Genomic DNA, 17,081 nt, shown 5'->3' with positions numbered 1-17,081 from the left:
TCGCGTTTAGGCCGAAGATTTGTTAAAATACGCGTCTTATCTCATTAACTAGAGTACAACGCATGTCTAAAACACGTGTGATTTATCCGGGGACTTTCGATCCAATTACCAATGGACATGTTGATTTGGTTGCAAGAGCATCAAAAATGTTTGATGAAGTTGTGGTTGCAATCGCGATTGGTCATCATAAAAATCCTGTGTTTAGTTTAGAAGAGCGTGTTGAATTAGCCAAAGCATCATTGAGTCATTTGACCAATGTTGAGTTTGTTGGTTTTGATGGTTTACTGGTTAACTTCTTCCGTGAACAGCGTGCAACAGCAGTACTCCGTGGTTTAAGAGCAATTTCTGATTTTGAATATGAGTTTCAATTGGCAAATATGAACCGTCAACTTGACCCACATTTTGAATCAGTATTTTTAACTCCCTCTGAGCAATATTCATTTATCTCATCGACATTGGTAAGAGAAATTGCTCGTTTAAAAGGTGATGTGACCAAATTTGTGCCTGCCATTGTGGTTGAGGCCTTTGAACGTAAACATCAACAAGGTTGGTAGCGTGTCTTTATATATTACAGATGAATGCATTAACTGTGATGTCTGTGAACCTGTTTGTCCCAATGAAGCCATTTATATGGGTGAGCTGATTTATGAGATCGATCCTGCACTCTGTACAGAATGCATCGGTCATCATGATCAGCCACAGTGTCAGTTGTTCTGCCCCGTTGATTGTATTCCGCTCGATCCGCAACATGTCGAATCGCATGATGACTTGATGGCGAAATACAAAAAGTTAACTGGGCAAAAAAATGCGAGCAATTAACTTCGATCTTTGATAAGATGCGCCACGAAGTGGGCTGGACGGTCGCTGCTGTGGAGGTCTCCGTGACTGAAACAGGGGAGGAAAGTCCGGGCTTCATAGGGCAAGGTGCCAGGTAACGCCTGGGCGGCGAAAGTCGACGGCAAGTGCAGCAGAGAGTAGACCGCCAATCCCTCCATTCCTCCCTTTAATAAAGGGAGGCTAGGTAGGATTCGGTAAGGGTGAAAGGGTGCGGTAAGAGCGCACCGCGTGTCTGGTAACAGTTCACGGCAAGGTAAACCCCACCAGAAGCAAGACCAAATAGGAATCCTGAGGCACGGCCCGTGCTGGATTCGGGTAGGTCGCTTGAGCGTATGAGTGATTGTACGCCTAGAGGAATGATCGTCCTCGACAGAACCCGGCTTATAGGCCCACTTCTCAAATTTTTTAAAATTGTGCTTGACGTGTGTATTGAAAGTTAAGATAATGCGCCCACAGTTTTCGGCTATGTAGCTCAGTTGGTTAGAGCACCGCACTCATAATGCGGGGGTCACAAGTTCAAGTCTCGTCATAGCCACCATTTTATAGACCACGCTCCTGCGTGGTCTCTTTTTGTCTGTAGTTTTTGTGATCTTCAAAACAATCTTTTTGACGCTAGGTTTTCTGGTTATTTTTAGTTGAATAAAAGCTCATTCATGACTCAATTTCGTTGTTGAAGCAGAGATCTGTTGAAATTTGATCAATTGATGGCAGATAGCATAAAAACTGTTCATATGTTCTATATTTTCAAGGTCATAGACTTGACCAACTGAATCGAAAACTAGATAATGCGCACACAGTTTACGGCTATGTAGCTCAGTTGGTTAGAGCACCGCACTCATAATGCGGGGGTCACAAGTTCAAGTCTCGTCATAGCCACCATTTTAAAAACCACGCTCCTGCGTGGTTTCTTTTTATCTGCTTATTGCGTAAAAATAATTCATCAGATGTGCAAAAGCCTGTAAATAAGTCATTTATTTACAGGCTTTATTTTTTATAAATGTTTTTCGATGGCTGCCAATGTCTGAGTACTTTCATAAAACGGTTTTAAGATCAGGGTAATAATTGGTTCGAGTACATCATGTTCATCTAAAGCCACAACGACTTTAGGATAAAAACGTACTGCTTCATTAAGTAAATCTGTTTCTTCTATACCAATTGCAGCAAAAACATCTTCCAGACTTTCATCTTTATAGAAGTCATAAAACACCTTAACGCCGTATAAAATCAAATCTTGTATGAACGTGGACTGGCGTAATTCTTTCCAGTACTCGTAAATCATCACAAAGAACTCTTCTACATCCAGTGGTGTCACTTGTTTGGTATATTCGGATAAAGGCTGGGCTTTGTTGTCGTCCCAGATATTGCGTGCAAGGCTCTCAAGGTCATCATTTGAAAGCAAGCTGAGATCAACCAGCTGTTCTTGAATGAATCGACCAATACTTTCTTCAATCTTTTGTTCAATACGCTGCTGTTGGCGATGCGAAAAGGTTTTTAGTTTTTGCTGCCACTCGTATTTGCTTTCAGAAATATGCGCTTCATCCGATTGTGCAAATAATTTGGGTAATTTGTTTTGTAGTGTTGTGGTCGCGATGTATTGGCACAACTGTTGTATCGAAGGGCTTTCTTTTAAAAACTGATTTAAATAATGGCGGATATTTTCCAGCTCTAAAAACTTGGACAGCCACATTTCAAACTGGTGGTCTGAAAATACGTCCTGTAACTGTGCAGATGACTGTAAAGAAAAGACATGTAGTCTTTGTGCAATTTCTCCAATAAATTCTAATAAACCTGCACCGAGTTGCATTTCAAATGCATAGCGTTTTACAACCGCCTGAATTTGTTCTAATTCAACCACTTCCTTGAGCTGAATATTAGGCGCATGTTGGAGAAAAAGTTGAATAAATTGCTGGAAAAAATCAGCAGAAAGTTGAGTGGTGAGTTGATTTTTATAAAATGAAACTTGCTCAAGCATTAAAGCTTGAGCAAGCAATTGTGACTTTTCAGAAACAATTTTTTCAGTCATTCGCGGTCCATCCATTGACGATCGGGTAGCGTCGCTCACGACTGAAGGCACGTGAACTAATACGTGGTCCAATCGCGCCCTGACGACGCTTGTATTCATTACGATCTACCAAGCGAATCACTTTCTCGACCACTTCAGCTTCGTAGCCTTTGGCGATAATATCTGCTTGGCTGAGATCTTCTTCAATATAAGCATATAAGATAGCATCAAGTACATCATAAGCAGGGAGTGAGTCTTGGTCTTTTTGATCTGGACGAAGTTCTGCTGATGGTGGACGAGTAATCACACGTTCAGGAATGACTGGCGTTTCTTCTAGCGTATTACGGTATTTTGCCAGTTCAAATACAATGGTTTTATACACGTCTTTCAACACTGAGAAACCACCGACCATATCCCCATAGAGGGTGCAATAGCCTACCGAGATTTCAGACTTGTTGCCTGTAGAGAGTACAAGATTACCAAATTTATTGGATAAACCCATCAGTAAAGTACCACGAGTACGCGCTTGTAAATTTTCTTCAGTTGCATCAGCAGGGGTATTACCAAAGAATGGGAATAACGTCTGCATGAAGCTATTTACGATTGGGTGAATCTCGGCAATACCAAAGGTAACACCCATACGACGTGCTTGTTCAGTTGCATCCTCTACACTCATTTGTGAGGTGTAGGTATAGGGCATCATCACAGCCTGTACTTTATCGGCACCAATCGCATCGACGGCAATGGCCAATGTTAAAGCCGAATCGATTCCGCCAGATAAGCCAAGAATCACACCTGGGAAGCCAGAGCGTTGCACGTAGTCACGTGTTGCCATCACTAAAGCTTGATAAATCTCGGCAAAAGTTTCTAATGCAGGAATGGCATCAGTTGCTTTGAACTGTTTTTGTTCCGCATCGTATTCAACGTAAGAAAGAGCTTCTTGAAAGCTTGGTACTTGCAGTGCAAGTTGGCCACTATTATTGCTAACAAAGCTTGAACCATCAAAAATAAGGTCGTCTTGTCCACCGACTTGGTTGACATAGACAACATTTAGACTCAATTGTTTTGCAAGTTCATTGAGGGTTTGAATGCGGTGTTGTGGTTTGCCAACTTCATACGGCGAAGCATTTAAGACCAGAACTGTTTCAACATTCAACTGACTGAGTTGTTTAACACTATTCAGTGACCAAACATCTTCACAAATCAGCACACCAAATTTATGGCCTAGATATTCAAAAACAAGATGTTGATGACCTTCTTGGAAATAGCGTTTCTCATCGAACACGCCATAATTTGGCAGGTTTTGTTTGTTATAAACACCTAAAACTTGCCCGTCTTTCATGACAGCAGCAGAGTTATAGCGATGACCATCCTCAGTTTGGTGCACAAAACCGAATACCATCAAGATATCTTTTACTTCGCTGAGTTGAGCAAACGCTTTTTGAGTGCGTTTTTGTAGATTTGGGCGGAGTAATAGGTCTTCAGCAGGGTAACCGAGCGTAGAAAGTTCAGGGAAGATGATCAAATCAGCCTGTTGTTGTTTCGCTAAATTTGCTTGCTCAACCATCTTTTGAGTATTTGCATCAATATTGCCAATGTGCGGAGAGAATTGAGCAAGGGCAACTTTAAAATTTTTCATTCAAACCTAATCCTAAGTCTTAACAAGTTCTGATATACAAGTTTTTGATTTATATGGGTATAGTTATTAAAAACAAGTGTATATCATGGCGCCAAACATTTTATATCTTAAAGAAAAATGACAAGTTTACTAATATATACTAAATGCACATTTTTCTGCGTAAAAATAACAAGTTTTTCTGTATAAAACAGCAACATTTCTCAATGTTTGCGTGATTATGGTGCATGATTATGAATAAATTGAATAGAGTCATATAAAGTTTTTTTCATGTCATTTTCGCATGTAGGTATGACACCCTAATTACAAGATGAACAAACAATAAAAAAAATTGAGAAAAAAGAATAACTTTAGGCTTTTATTTTACATTTAAAAAATATTTAAAACAGTTGTACTTTTTTTAAAAATGTTATTATTCAATAATTTGAAATTATATCGTGTATTTTTTATACCGTTCATCGGGAATATCTTTGCGACGCTTGAGTGTACATTTGTGCACTGCTATTATCTTAATTAATGTGAACAGGCGTACACTTTGATACTCATCAAGTGTACTCAAACACGAAAATGAAGAGGTAACAACAATGTCTGTTTTATTATTTCCTGTGATTGCTTTTGGATTGGCTGTAGTTGTTGGTCGTGTGGGTACAGTAATGTTCCAAGAAAAAGATCAACAAGTTTAATTGATCATTAAATTTTGATTCATTTTTGATGAGGTAACGAACGATGTCAGTTTTATTATTTCCTGTAATTGCTTTTGGTTTAGCTGTGGTTGTTGGTCGTATTGGGACAGTCATGTTTCGCGAACAAGATCAACAAGCCTAACCTGGTTTTTTAATAGTCATTTTAAATAAAGAGGTACGAAATTATGACTTCAACAATTTTATTGCCTGTAATCGCCTTGGTGTTAGCTATTGGTGTTGGGCGTATTGGTACCATTGTTAAGGATGCGATGCGTGTAGATTTTACGACTGATATGGATGATAGTCATGAACTTAATACTGAAACTCAAAAAGGCACTGCTGCATAATTTTTCTTGCACAATGCTTAGTTAAAAAGCCCTGTAGTTAAAACTTACAGGGCTTTTTATTTTTCTAGAATAATGTTGGGGATTTTGTGGAAAAACACATCTCGTGCAATATCACCTTGTTGTTCGATGTTATAACTCGAAAAGGCTTTGTTTTTGATCAATTGATATCGATATGGATTGTATTGCTTAAAGCTGAAGTAATAGCCTGCTTGAAGTATTGCACCTTTAACAACGACATTGGTTCCTTGCTGAAACTGTAGAATATGCGCCAACTCATGAATAAAGATTCCTTGCAGGGATATTGAGCATATTGAATAGTCAGGACGGAAATATTTCTGATGTACAAATAAGTTGCCGTTCGGTGCCATAAAAATATTGGCAGGTTGCCAAGGTAAATAGGGGATATTAAAAATCTTTATTTGTGCATAATCGATAAGATCGCCAAAGACAGGACGTGCCATTTCGATTTCACCAGACGTCAAACCACGGTATTGAAATTGGTTCATTTTGAGGTAAAAAATTAGGCTGGCAATGAATCGAGCTTTCAATCTTGGCAGAGTGTGTTGAAATGGTTTGTTCATCTGAACGATGCATCTGAAAAACGTGAAATTTGGTTTATTCTAGAATAAAAGCGAACTAAACAGGGTGAATTTTGGTATGCGGAGCATTAAATTAATGTTTTTTTCACTCTGCTGGGCAAGCAGTGCAGCTTATGCGGATTTAGACATACAACACTATAAAAATTGTACGGGATCACCATTGAAAGCGTTACAAGCTGATAGCACGCTTTTTTTCTTAACGATTGATGCTTATAAGAATAATCAATACAACTATGCTGCAATTTTGGATGCATCTGAAACTGAAATGACGCAGTGTCTTATTGTGGATAAAAACCGAAACGTGATTTTAGATACCATACCTAGCATGATTTCTAACAGTTGCAGTGGACAATGGGATAAACAAAGTCACACACCAGTATGGATGGCAGATATTGGTGGGGGAAAAGATGGGGTTAACTACTTTCACTACCTAGCTTCGGAACAGCTAAAACAACTCAATAAAAGAGAGGTTTCTGAGATACAGCAAATTGTTGGGAGCATTGATTGTCAATTATCTACCTATAAAAAACACGATGCAGCAGAGCTAAACGATTCTGCGTTTTTCCTCTATCAATTGGGTGATTATGATGCTGCATTAAGATTGTTAAACCATGTCATAAAGTTAGATCCGAATAGAACTGTGGCTTACTTAAATCGAGCGGATGCCTATCTAGCTTTAAAAAATCTAAGCCAAGCCAGAAAAAATTACAGGATGTATGCTGATCAAATGAAAAAGTCAGGCTTATCCAACAAAGTCCCGTTAAGAATAAAGCAATATTTATGATCTGATTGTCGGAACATCTATACAGATCAATCATTGGTTGAGCAAAGAAATATGAAGAAAACTGTTTTATTGTGCCTATTTTTATCTGTGTGCGTACAGGCCTATGCAAGTAATGAATATTACTGTTTTGCGGATGGAAAAAAATCAATTTTATTGGTTTCACCAGAATATTTAAAGACACAGTCGATCAAGTATTATCCCTATCTCAAAGATATCAAGCTTTCTGAGTCAGTCCATATTGAAGAGGTTGAGATGGGCGAAGTCGCTCAGCCTGAAGTTTATAAAACCATGAATGAGCTGATTGATGGCAAAGTGACAGGACAGTGTACCTTTGTGTCACAAGGCTATATTCTTTATGACGTAAGCTATCGAAATCTGAAAACAAAAAAAGAGACCCACTTTGAGCAAGTGTCTTTAAACTTGAAGGGGATACGTTGTTTGTAGTTTGGGTTAATGCTGTAGTCTAAGCTACAGCATTAGAAAAAGAAGCATGCTGTTGAGTTAAAACTGAGGTTTTACTACGACTAAAATCACCACAGCAAATAAGATCAAGGTCGGCATCTCATTAAAGAATCGCCAAAACTTGTGTGATTTATAGTGGGCATTGCCAATCAGTTTTTTACGATAATAACCACAAACAAAATGGTAAATCACCAATAAGCCGACTAGACCGACTTTAAGATAGAACCATAAAGCTTCATGATAATGTCGGGTTGCATCGCCCCAATCAACTAGAAAGTGGGCGGTAATAAGTGTGGCAATCATAGACGGCCACATAATACCGCGATACAACTTACGTTCCATGACTTCAAAGCGTTGATGACTCACAGCATCTTCGCTCATGGCATGGTAAACAAAAAGACGTGGTAAGTAGAATAATGCAGCGAACCAACACACCACAGCAATAATATGTAATGCTTTTACCCACAAGAAAGCATCAGAAGGTGCATCCATCGATAATCCTCAGTGGGGGCGAGGGTGTGTTGATATTTCAACTATGCTTGCGTTATAGACTAAAACGACTTAAACAAGGCATGGAACGTAGGTAATGGTGACTCCATTGCCAAGTTTCATAACGAAGTTTAGGGAAGTTTTAGTCATAACCCTTCGGGACAGGGATATTTTTTGCTGCTACTACGTTATGTTTCACAGCATTAGTCGCTGTTCATCACTTAGAATGACTAAGTTTCATAAGTCATGCCTTGTATTAGCTAAAAAATATCCTCTGTCGCAAGCATCTGTGAAATGTCAACGGACCCTCTACGCATCCCACTTCTTGAAAATGAGGCAAGCGTTTACGCCGCCAAAGCCAAAACTGTTACTCATGACAGTATTCAGTTTTGCATCACGCTTTTCAAGTACAATATCGAAACCTTGTGCGCCTTCATCAAGCTCAGTCACGTTGATATTTGGGGCAATAAAGTCATTTTGCATCATCAACACCGAGTAAATCGCTTCCTGAACGCCCGCAGCACCTAAGCTATGACCCGTCATCGATTTGGTCGAGCTAAGTGGGGGAACTTGTCCTTCACCAAATGCACGTTCCATGGCTTTAAGCTCAGTCACGTCACCGGCTGGTGTTGAAGTACCGTGGGTGTTGACATAGTCAATATTTTCTACGCCGTGTTGTTTTGCTTCATCAAGTGCCATGATGATACAACGTGTCGCACCTTCACCACTTGGGGCAACCATGTCTGCACCATCACTGTTTGCAGCATAACCAATCACTTCAGCTAGAATGTTTGCACCACGTGCTTGTGCATGTTCAAGTGATTCAAGCACCACGAAACCACCACCACCAGCAATGACGAAACCGTCACGGTCTTTTGAGTATGGGCGTGATGCAGTTTCAGGTGTGTCATTGTATTTTGAACACAATGCACCCATCGCATCAAACAATAAGCTTTGTGACCAGTGATCTTCTTCACCACCGCCAGCAAGCATTAAATCTTGTTTACCTAATTGAATGAGGTTGTAGGCATAACCAATCGCATCAGCAGACGTTGCACATGCGCTGGTAATCGAGTGCGCTATACCTTGCAGTTTAAATGCAACGCCAACGTTCGCAGTAATGGTGTTACTCATATTACGAGGTACAAAGAAAGGACCGATTTTACGTGCGCCTTTTTCCTCTAACAGTTTGATCATTTCTGCAACAGATGCAGTTGAGTTACCACCAGAACCGCCAGCAATACCGTAACGTGGATTGTTTGCCAAATCTTCTTGTTTCAGTCCAGCATGTTCAACAGCTGCGACAGCTGCGTTATACGCATACATCGCACAGACGCCCATAAAGCGTTTTAGTTTGCGATCAATACCATCAAAATCCTGTTCAGCTGCTGCGCTGACATGGCTCTTAAAATTCAGTTCTGCATAAGTTGGATTTAAACGTGTGCCTGAGATTCCATTTTTTAAAGAATGAGTGACCTCTTCTAAAGAGTTACCGATACATGAGTTAATGCCCATACCAGTGATTACAACACGTTTCATTTACAGATCCCTTTTATGGTAATACTTAAGCCCTGTGCATCTCGCTATGAATACAAATCAGGAGAAAAATAACGATTAAAATGGCTTATGAGTGAATGACACCATGATAGCAGAAAGGTTTTTTATTTCTTATGGCAAATCTTATGCCTATTTCCAGTTGTGTAAAGATTCGTAAATATTCGCGATGTTGTGACGAAACGTAAAGAAAGAACACAGATAAAAGTTGAGATAAATCTACATTCAACCTAGTATTTACCTAGAAATGCACAGATTACACAACAGAGGTACTTGATGACAAAATCTAAAAACAAGCAATCTTCAGGTTTATTTGCACAAGCCTTTGGAGTGGCTAAAAAGCTCAGTTCTGAACTACAGAAATTTCAAGTTGCCCCAACCACATCGGGTGCAGAACTTGCGAATTCATCCAATATTGTTGAAGGAAAAGCACGTTTCAAAAGTCCATTTGAGGTCGAAAAATATGAAAATCCTCAACAAATGCTACGTCAACAATTTCCAAAATTATCCCATCAATTGTTAGGTCGTCATTATAACCGAGTGAATAATGTGGCTTCGTTTGTTTCACCAGATTTGGGTGATAAAGTCTCAGATTATTTATTCCAATGGTTAAATGAGTTTAGTTCGAATAGTTCCCTGACTGAAAAAATCCTTGAGGAAGCAGGGGTGAAAGATATTATGGAACTGACCACAGATACTGGGCGTTCACAGCGACTAAGTCAGGCATTGATTGAGCAAAATAAATTATTAGCTGCAGCGCAAGGTGCGATTACCGGTGCAACGGGTGTCTGGGGTGCGGCGATTGATATTCCAGCATCTATTGTTTTGACTTTGAGAACGATATATCAAACAGGTCGTTCACACGGTTTTGATTTATCTGAAGATACTGACCAAGAAATCGTTGCCTTCATCTTTAAAGAAATTGATTTGAGTTTGGTTGCGGAGAAACAAACCTTATTAGTTGCATTAAAAGCATTGAAATCCATGTTGGAAACACATGACTTGCAACAGTTTCAACAATTGTTAGGTTCAAATAATGATATTGAGTTGGTGAAAAAATGGTTGGTGGATGAAAGTGGTGAGTTTAAATGGAACTGGCTCAATCGGATTCCTCAAGCATCTGTGCTTAGTAAATTGACACCTGTTGCAGGTGCAGCGCTGGGTGGTTTCTATAGTTGGAGACTATTAGAAGATGTTGGGCACAAATCGCAATCTATTTTTGGTGCAGCTCGCTTCTATATCAATGAACATCCCCATGAAAAAATTTCGCCACTAGATGCATATTTTAAAGCGGAAGCTTTGCTGAAAAAGGCGAGCCCACGTTTATTAAGTGCAGCAGCAGAAGCCAACAAAACCACCGCATCAGATGAACAGAATGATGTGATTACTAAAGTGACGGTGCAAGTGAAAGCAAATAAAGCTTCGACAGTCGCTGTAGATGACGAGGTAGAAGAGGGAATTCAACAGCTTGCAGAACAGCATGTGGTTGAACATCCCCATGCAGAACAACAGCCTGCATTAAAAGCGCAGCAAGATGAAACTTTTGAGGATATTGAGGCTGAGCAAAAATCAATTGATATAGAACCTGCCTCAACAAAACATAGCTAAATCTGGTTGTAATGTTTTAGACATAAAAAACACAACAAACATCAGAAATGGTCGACACTTGAAATGTTGACCATTTTTACTTCTTAGCTTACAATTATGTGCCCTTAAAAAGAGGTTCTTTTCTTTTTTTTAAGGTTGTTTAATAACGGGAGAATTGCCAAATGGCAACAACAAATCAGTTGATCCGTAAGGGTCGTACAACTTTGATTGAAAAATCTAAAGTTCCTGCGTTGAAGGCTTGTCCACAACGTCGTGGTGTATGTACACGTGTTTATACTACTACACCTAAAAAACCTAACTCAGCAATGCGTAAGGTTTGCCGTGTTCGCTTAACTTCAGGTTTTGAAGTATCTAGCTATATCGGTGGTGAAGGTCATAACCTACAAGAGCACAGTGTTGTTCTTATCCGTGGTGGTCGTGTTAAAGACTTACCAGGTGTACGTTACCATACCGTTCGTGGTTCTTTAGACTGTGCTGGCGTTAAAGATCGTAACCAGTCACGTTCTAAATACGGTACTAAGCGTCCTAAGAAGTAATTCTAGGAAACTAGTCCAAACAACCCTTTAGCGTTTCGCTTGTTTGAATTCTTCATAGTTTTGTAATTCAAGCGACGTATAGTAAGGCCAGCGAAAGTACATGACACTCGTACAAACTGCTGGATTATCCTGAAGTGTCATATTATTAGGTGTATTAAAATGCCAAGACGTCGCGTAGTCGCTGCTCGTGAGATCCTTCCAGATCCAAAATTTAGCAGCCAAACAATCGCTAAATTCATGAACCACGTAATGCAAGATGGTAAAAAATCTGTTGCTGAAGGTATCGTTTACGGTGCTTTAGAACGTGTTCAAGAAAAAAACAAAGTAGACCCAGTTGAATTTTTCGAGACTACTCTTGAAAAAGTTCGTCCTATGGTCGAAGTAAAAGCACGCCGTGTTGGTGGTGCTACTTATCAAGTACCTATGGAAGTACGCCCATCCCGTCGTACTGCTTTAGCTATGCGTTGGTTAGTAGATGCTGCTGCTAAGCGTTCTGAAAAAACGATGGCTTTACGTCTTGCTGGTGAGTTGCTTGATGCAGCTGAAGGTAAAGGTGCAGCGATCAAAAAACGTGAAGACGTGCATCGTATGGCTGAAGCCAACAAAGCCTTCTCTCACTACCGTTTCTAAGCGGATAAAACAGTCCCTAATCAGGAGAATATTCATGCGTACCGCAGCTCGATTCAACATCGCTCTTTACCAAAGTGGGGGCTTTGCGGGTATTTAAGTTGCCTGCTTGGATATTTGTGCGCATCAATTTAATTGATGCGTCCTGTTTTAAATATAACATTTAGGAATGTAGACATCATGGCTCGCCAAACCCCAATTAGTAATTACCGTAACATCGGTATTTCTGCGCACATTGACGCAGGTAAAACAACTACAACAGAACGTATTTTGTTCTACACAGGTGTATCTCACAAAATTGGTGAAGTACACGATGGTGCAGCAACAATGGACTGGATGGAACAAGAGCAAGAGCGTGGTATTACAATTACCTCTGCTGCAACGACTTGTTTCTGGTCAGGTATGAGTAGCCAATTCCCACAACACCGTATCAACGTAATCGATACACCGGGACACGTAGACTTCACAATCGAAGTTGAACGTTCTATGCGTGTTCTTGATGGTGCGTGCATGGTTTACTGTGCTGTTGGTGGCGTACAACCTCAGTCTGAAACTGTATGGCGTCAAGCGAACAAATATAAAGTGCCTCGTTTAGCGTTCGTGAACAAGATGGACCGTACTGGTGCAAACTTCTTCCGTGCTGTTGATCAAGTTAAAACTCGTCTAGGCGGTAATCCTGTGCCTATCGTTGTGCCAATTGGTGCAGAAGATACGTTTGCAGGTGTTGTTGACCTCATCGAAATGAAAGCGATTATCTGGGATGAAGCATCTCAAGGTATGAAGTTTGAATACGGTGATATTCCTGCTGACCTCGTTGATACTGCGAACGAATGGCGTACTAAGATGGTTGAAGCTGCGGCTGAAGCATCTGAAGAGTTAATGGACAAGTACCTAGAAGAAGGCGATCTTTCTAAAGAAGAAATCATCGCTGGTTTACGTACTCGTACTTTGGCGTCTGAAATCCAAGTTATGCTTTGTGGTTCAGCGTTCAAGAACAAAGGTGTTCAACGTATGTTGGATGCTGTAATTCAATTCTTGCCTTCTCCAACAGAAGTTAAAGCAATTGAAGGTATTCTTGACGACAAAGATGAAACTAAAGCATCTCGTGAAGCATCTGACGAAGCTCCGTTCTCTGCACTTGCGTTCAAAATCATGAACGATAAGTTCGTAGGTAACTTAACATTCGTACGTGTTTATTCTGGTGTTCTTAAACAAGGTGATCCGGTTTATAACCCAGTTAAATCTAAGCGTGAACGTATCGGTCGTATCGTGCAAATGCATGCGAACGAACGTCAAGATCTTGATGAAATCCGTGCAGGTGATATCGCAGCGTGTGTAGGTCTTAAAGACGTTACGACGGGTGATACATTATGTGATGAGAAAAACATCATTACACTTGAGCGTATGGAATTCCCAGAGCCAGTAATTTCATTGGCTGTTGAACCAAAAACTAAAGCTGACCAAGAAAAAATGTCAATTGCTTTAGGTCGTTTGGCTAAAGAAGATCCATCATTCCGCGTTCGTACAGATGAAGAATCTGGTCAAACCATTATTGCTGGTATGGGTGAGCTTCACCTTGACATCATCGTTGACCGTATGAAGCGTGAATTCGGTGTTGAAGCGAACATTGGTAAACCAATGGTTGCTTACCGTGAAACGATCAAAAAGTCTGTTGAGCAAGAAGGTAAGTTTGTTCGTCAAACAGGTGGTAAAGGTAAATTCGGTCATGTATATGTTCGTTTAGAGCCTATGGATGTTGAAGAAGCTGGTAAAGAATACCAATTCGCTGAAGAAGTTGTCGGCGGTACAGTACCTAAAGAATTCTTTGGTGCGGTTGATAAAGGTATTCAAGAACGTATGAAGAATGGTGTATTGGCTGGTTATCCTGTTGTGGGTATCAAAGCGACATTATTCGATGGTTCTTACCATGATGTCGACTCTGACGAATTGTCGTTCAAAATGGCAGGTTCATACGCTTTCCGTGACGGTTTCATGAAAGCTGATCCTATCCTTCTTGAACCAATCATGAAAGTTGAAGTAGAAACTCCAGAAGACTACATGGGCGATATCATGGGTGACTTAAACCGTCGTCGTGGTATGGTTCAAGGTATGGACGATCTTCCTGGTGGAACAAAAGCAATTAAAGCAGAAGTTCCATTGGCTGAGATGTTTGGTTACGCGACTCAAATGCGTTCTATGTCTCAAGGTCGTGCGACTTATTCTATGGAATTCGCTAAATACGCTGAAACACCACGTAACGTGGCTGAAGGCATCATCGCTAAGTTCCAAGCTGGCGGTAAAAAAGGTGACGACGAGTAATCTTTCGATTACTATATTACCCAACTAAATTTAGTTAAAAAACCAAGTGCTCATGGGCGACCCTCATGAGCAGTTTATAAAGGAAGATCATCATGGCTAAAGCCAAGTTTGAACGTAATAAACCACACGTAAACGTGGGTACAATTGGTCACGTTGACCATGGTAAAACAACTTTAACTGCTGCGATTGCAACTATCTGTGCAAAAACTTACGGCGGTGAAGCGAAAGATTACTCACAAATCGACTCAGCTCCTGAAGAAAAAGCACGTGGTATTACAATTAATACTTCACACGTAGAATACGATTCTCCAATCCGTCACTACGCTCACGTAGACTGCCCGGGCCACGCCGATTATGTTAAAAACATGATTACTGGTGCTGCTCAGATGGACGGCGCGATCCTTGTATGTGCTGCGACTGATGGTCCAATGCCACAAACTCGTGAACACATCCTTCTTTCACGTCAGGTTGGTGTACCTTACATCATCGTATTCTTGAACAAGTGTGACCTTGTTGATGATGAAGAATTACTTGAATTAGTAGAAATGGAAGTTCGTGAACTTCTTTCTACTTATGACTTCCCAGGTGATGACACTCCAATCATCCGTGGTTCAGCGCTTCAAGCATTAAACGGTAACGATGGTCCTTATGGCGAGAAAGCTGTAATCGATTTAGTTGCTGCACTTGACTCTTACATCCCAGAGCCAGAACGTGCTATCGATAAAGCATTCTTGATGCCAATCGAAGACGTATTCTCTATCTCAGGCCGTGGTACAGTTGTAACTGGTCGTGTAGAAGCTGGTATCGTAAAAGTTGGTGAAGAAGTTGAAATCGTAGGTATCAAAGATACGGTTAAGACAACTGTAACTGGCGTAGAAATGTTCCGTAAATTGCTTGACGAAGGTCGTGCAGGCGAGAACTGTGGTGTTCTTCTTCGTGGTACTAAGCGTGAAGACGTACAACGTGGTCAAGTACTTGCTAAGCCAGGTACAATCAAGCCGCACACTAAATTCGATGCAGAAGTATACGTACTTTCTAAAGAAGAAGGTGGTCGTCATACTCCATTCCTTAACGGTTACCGTCCACAGTTCTACTTCCGTACAACTGACGTAACTGGCGCGATCAAATTACAAGATGGCGTAGAAATGGTAATGCCTGGTGACAACGTTGAGATGTCAGTAGAGTTAATCCACCCGATCGCAATGGACCCAGGTCTACGTTTTGCGATCCGTGAAGGTGGTCGTACTGTAGGCGCTGGTGTTGTTGCTAAAGTAACTGCATAATCGCTTAGAGTGATAAAAAAACACCCCTCTGGGGTGTTTTTTTATGTCTGTGGTTTCTTTTCTTATATCTAAAATCCGAATATTCAATTAAATTTTTCTTTTAGGTCTGAAAAGTAGTTGCACTTATCACTTCTTTTCTCTTGCGTCGAAAATTTTAATACTCAATTAAAATTTCCTCCTCATGTCCTAAACTGATAATACGCTGTCCCAAACTGCACTTAATTGATTCGTATAAAACCGTAATATAAAACTCAAGAAAACGAACAAAAGTACTCAGTGGAGATTTTCCACTGAAAAGGAGTAGGCAGCATGAATGCTAAAGTGAATGTTTCAAACCGTGCAGGTGCAAGTTTCCCAGTACGTCGTATGAATTTTGATTTTAATGAAGTTCCTGAATATTGGGTCAGTGGTTCTGCTGGATTAACTCATTTTATGACAGGTTTATCTGCACTATTTCCAGATGGTGAAAAACTATTTATTGATTCAGTGCGTGCTGTACGTTATCACCCAGCCATTAAAGACAATGAAAAATTGCAAAAAGAAATTAGTGCTTTTATTGGTCAAGAGGCAATGCATACCCAAGAGCATGTCAACTTCAATGCTTCAGCTCAGAAGTATGGCCATGATGTTGAGACACTTGAACGAAGAACAGGTGTCGTGATTCAAACAGGCCGTAAACTATTTGCTAAATTGGTTAAGCCATTCGGTATGACACAAGAAATGGTGGATTTGACCGCAACGACAGCACTCGAACATTTTACTGCAACCATTGCGTCAGAATTATTGCGTAATCCGCATATTCAAGAGTTAATGCAAGACAAGACTATGGAATATATGTGGTTATGGCATGCAGTAGAAGAAAATGAGCATAAAGCAGTTGCTTATGATGTGTATGAAGAAATTTTTGGTCGTGGCGTAAAGGCCTACGCATTACGTAATACTGCACTGGTCGTTTCGATGGTTGCAATTTTCTTGACTCAATCTTCATTTGTATTGAAGCTCTTGAAAGATGATGGAAAATTAAATCTCAAAGAGCTCGGTATGATTTATGAATATGCCTATAGTCCGTCGAAAGGAATTATCTCTGGAATGGCGGGTGAAATGTTGGCGTATTTCAAGCCAGGTTTCCATCCTAATGACTTAGATACTGTGCAATTATTGCAAGATTGGAAGGCAAAATTAGGTCTGTAAATTCTCCTTATTCTCGTCTCGAAATTCCTGAAAAGGGGACAATAAATTTTGTTCCCTTTTTTATTTTAATCATTCATTTCATACAGGATTTTGAGCAAGGCGACATGTCCTAAGATGATGCTTT

General features: G+C 40.3%; 16 protein-coding genes, 2 tRNA genes and 1 other RNA gene. 14 read left to right on the top strand and 5 right to left on the bottom strand.

Annotated features, from left to right (window positions below):
- The first annotated feature begins 62 nt into the window (after positions 1-62).
- From coaD to A7P55_RS22165, 5 genes are all read left to right on the top strand, one after another.
- Entirely contained in the window at positions 63-554 is a 492-nt protein-coding gene (gene coaD, locus A7P55_RS22185) for a pantetheine-phosphate adenylyltransferase (protein WP_004805114.1), read from the top strand.
- Position 555: 1 nt separating this feature from the next.
- Positions 556-819 (top strand): YfhL family 4Fe-4S dicluster ferredoxin, encoded by a 264-nt coding sequence (locus tag A7P55_RS22180; RefSeq protein WP_004805118.1) that lies wholly within the window; start codon positions 556-558, stop codon positions 817-819.
- Positions 820-845: 26 nt separating this feature from the next.
- An RNA gene (rnpB, locus tag A7P55_RS22175) (RNase P RNA component class A) lies at positions 846-1,237 on the top strand.
- A 61-nt stretch (positions 1,238-1,298) separates the two neighbouring features.
- Positions 1,299-1,375: transfer RNA gene (locus A7P55_RS22170), tRNA-Met, on the top strand.
- Positions 1,376-1,639: 264 nt separating this feature from the next.
- Positions 1,640-1,716: transfer RNA gene (locus A7P55_RS22165), tRNA-Met, on the top strand.
- Positions 1,717-1,828: 112 nt separating this feature from the next.
- On the opposite strand, the gene A7P55_RS22160 is transcribed toward A7P55_RS22165, so the two are convergent.
- Both A7P55_RS22160 and A7P55_RS22155 read right to left on the bottom strand, forming a co-directional pair.
- Entirely contained in the window at positions 1,829-2,860 is a 1,032-nt protein-coding gene (locus A7P55_RS22160; protein ID WP_171553834.1) for a hypothetical protein, read from the bottom strand.
- The gene (locus A7P55_RS22155) at positions 2,853-4,478 is read right to left on the bottom strand and encodes an NAD+ synthase (protein ID WP_171553833.1); all 1,626 of its coding nucleotides are present in this window, start codon (positions 4,476-4,478) and stop codon (positions 2,853-2,855) included. Before A7P55_RS22155 ends, A7P55_RS22160 begins: the two co-directional genes overlap by 8 nt.
- 865 nt (positions 4,479-5,343) lie before the next feature.
- On the opposite strand from A7P55_RS22155, the gene A7P55_RS22150 reads away from it, so the two are divergent.
- Entirely contained in the window at positions 5,344-5,505 is a 162-nt protein-coding gene (locus A7P55_RS22150; protein WP_171553832.1) for a hypothetical protein, read from the top strand.
- Between the two features lie 56 nt (positions 5,506-5,561).
- On the opposite strand, the gene A7P55_RS22145 is transcribed toward A7P55_RS22150, so the two are convergent.
- Positions 5,562-6,086 (bottom strand): hypothetical protein, encoded by a 525-nt coding sequence (locus tag A7P55_RS22145; RefSeq protein WP_171553831.1) that lies wholly within the window; start codon positions 6,084-6,086, stop codon positions 5,562-5,564.
- A gap of 76 nt (positions 6,087-6,162) precedes the next feature.
- Between A7P55_RS22145 and A7P55_RS22140 the strand changes: the two genes are divergently transcribed.
- Both A7P55_RS22140 and A7P55_RS22135 read left to right on the top strand, forming a co-directional pair.
- A complete protein-coding gene (locus tag A7P55_RS22140) occupies positions 6,163-6,888 on the top strand; it encodes a tetratricopeptide repeat protein (protein WP_171553900.1) in 726 nt (241 codons plus the stop codon).
- 51 nt (positions 6,889-6,939) lie between these two features.
- Positions 6,940-7,332, top strand: a complete 393-nt coding sequence (locus tag A7P55_RS22135) for a hypothetical protein (RefSeq protein ID WP_171553830.1) — start codon at positions 6,940-6,942, stop codon at positions 7,330-7,332.
- 57 nt (positions 7,333-7,389) lie between these two features.
- Here A7P55_RS22135 and hemJ read toward each other — a convergent pair whose 3' ends face one another.
- Both hemJ and A7P55_RS22125 read right to left on the bottom strand, forming a co-directional pair.
- Positions 7,390-7,842, bottom strand: a complete 453-nt coding sequence (gene hemJ / locus A7P55_RS22130; protein ID WP_004655209.1) for a protoporphyrinogen oxidase HemJ — start codon at positions 7,840-7,842, stop codon at positions 7,390-7,392.
- A gap of 306 nt (positions 7,843-8,148) precedes the next feature.
- The gene (locus A7P55_RS22125) at positions 8,149-9,378 is read right to left on the bottom strand and encodes a beta-ketoacyl-ACP synthase II (protein ID WP_171553829.1); all 1,230 of its coding nucleotides are present in this window, start codon (positions 9,376-9,378) and stop codon (positions 8,149-8,151) included.
- A 291-nt stretch (positions 9,379-9,669) separates the two neighbouring features.
- Between A7P55_RS22125 and A7P55_RS22120 the strand changes: the two genes are divergently transcribed.
- From A7P55_RS22120 to A7P55_RS22095, 6 genes are all read left to right on the top strand, one after another.
- Complete coding sequence (locus A7P55_RS22120) at positions 9,670-11,001, top strand: EcsC family protein (RefSeq protein ID WP_171553828.1); 1,332 nt, start codon at positions 9,670-9,672, stop codon at positions 10,999-11,001.
- A gap of 161 nt (positions 11,002-11,162) precedes the next feature.
- The gene (gene rpsL, locus A7P55_RS22115) at positions 11,163-11,537 is read left to right on the top strand and encodes a 30S ribosomal protein S12 (RefSeq protein WP_004648013.1); all 375 of its coding nucleotides are present in this window, start codon (positions 11,163-11,165) and stop codon (positions 11,535-11,537) included.
- Between the two features lie 159 nt (positions 11,538-11,696).
- Complete coding sequence (gene rpsG / locus A7P55_RS22110) at positions 11,697-12,167, top strand: 30S ribosomal protein S7 (protein WP_004638185.1); 471 nt, start codon at positions 11,697-11,699, stop codon at positions 12,165-12,167.
- Positions 12,168-12,344: 177 nt separating this feature from the next.
- On the top strand, positions 12,345-14,483 hold the full coding sequence (gene fusA / locus A7P55_RS22105; protein ID WP_004805140.1) for an elongation factor G: 2,139 nt from the start codon (positions 12,345-12,347) through the stop codon (positions 14,481-14,483).
- A gap of 92 nt (positions 14,484-14,575) precedes the next feature.
- A complete protein-coding gene (gene tuf / locus A7P55_RS22100) occupies positions 14,576-15,766 on the top strand; it encodes an elongation factor Tu (RefSeq protein WP_004802222.1) in 1,191 nt (396 codons plus the stop codon).
- A 309-nt stretch (positions 15,767-16,075) separates the two neighbouring features.
- Positions 16,076-16,957, top strand: a complete 882-nt coding sequence (locus A7P55_RS22095) for a metal-dependent hydrolase (protein ID WP_159884804.1) — start codon at positions 16,076-16,078, stop codon at positions 16,955-16,957.
- Positions 16,958-17,081: the final 124 nt, after the last annotated feature.

The organism is Acinetobacter sp. Ac_5812 (assembly GCF_013072695.1).
In the GTDB taxonomy this organism is placed as follows: Bacteria; Pseudomonadota; Gammaproteobacteria; order Pseudomonadales; family Moraxellaceae; genus Acinetobacter.
Note: the sequence above shows the minus strand (reverse complement) of the source record. Positions and strands in the feature narration are given on the sequence as shown.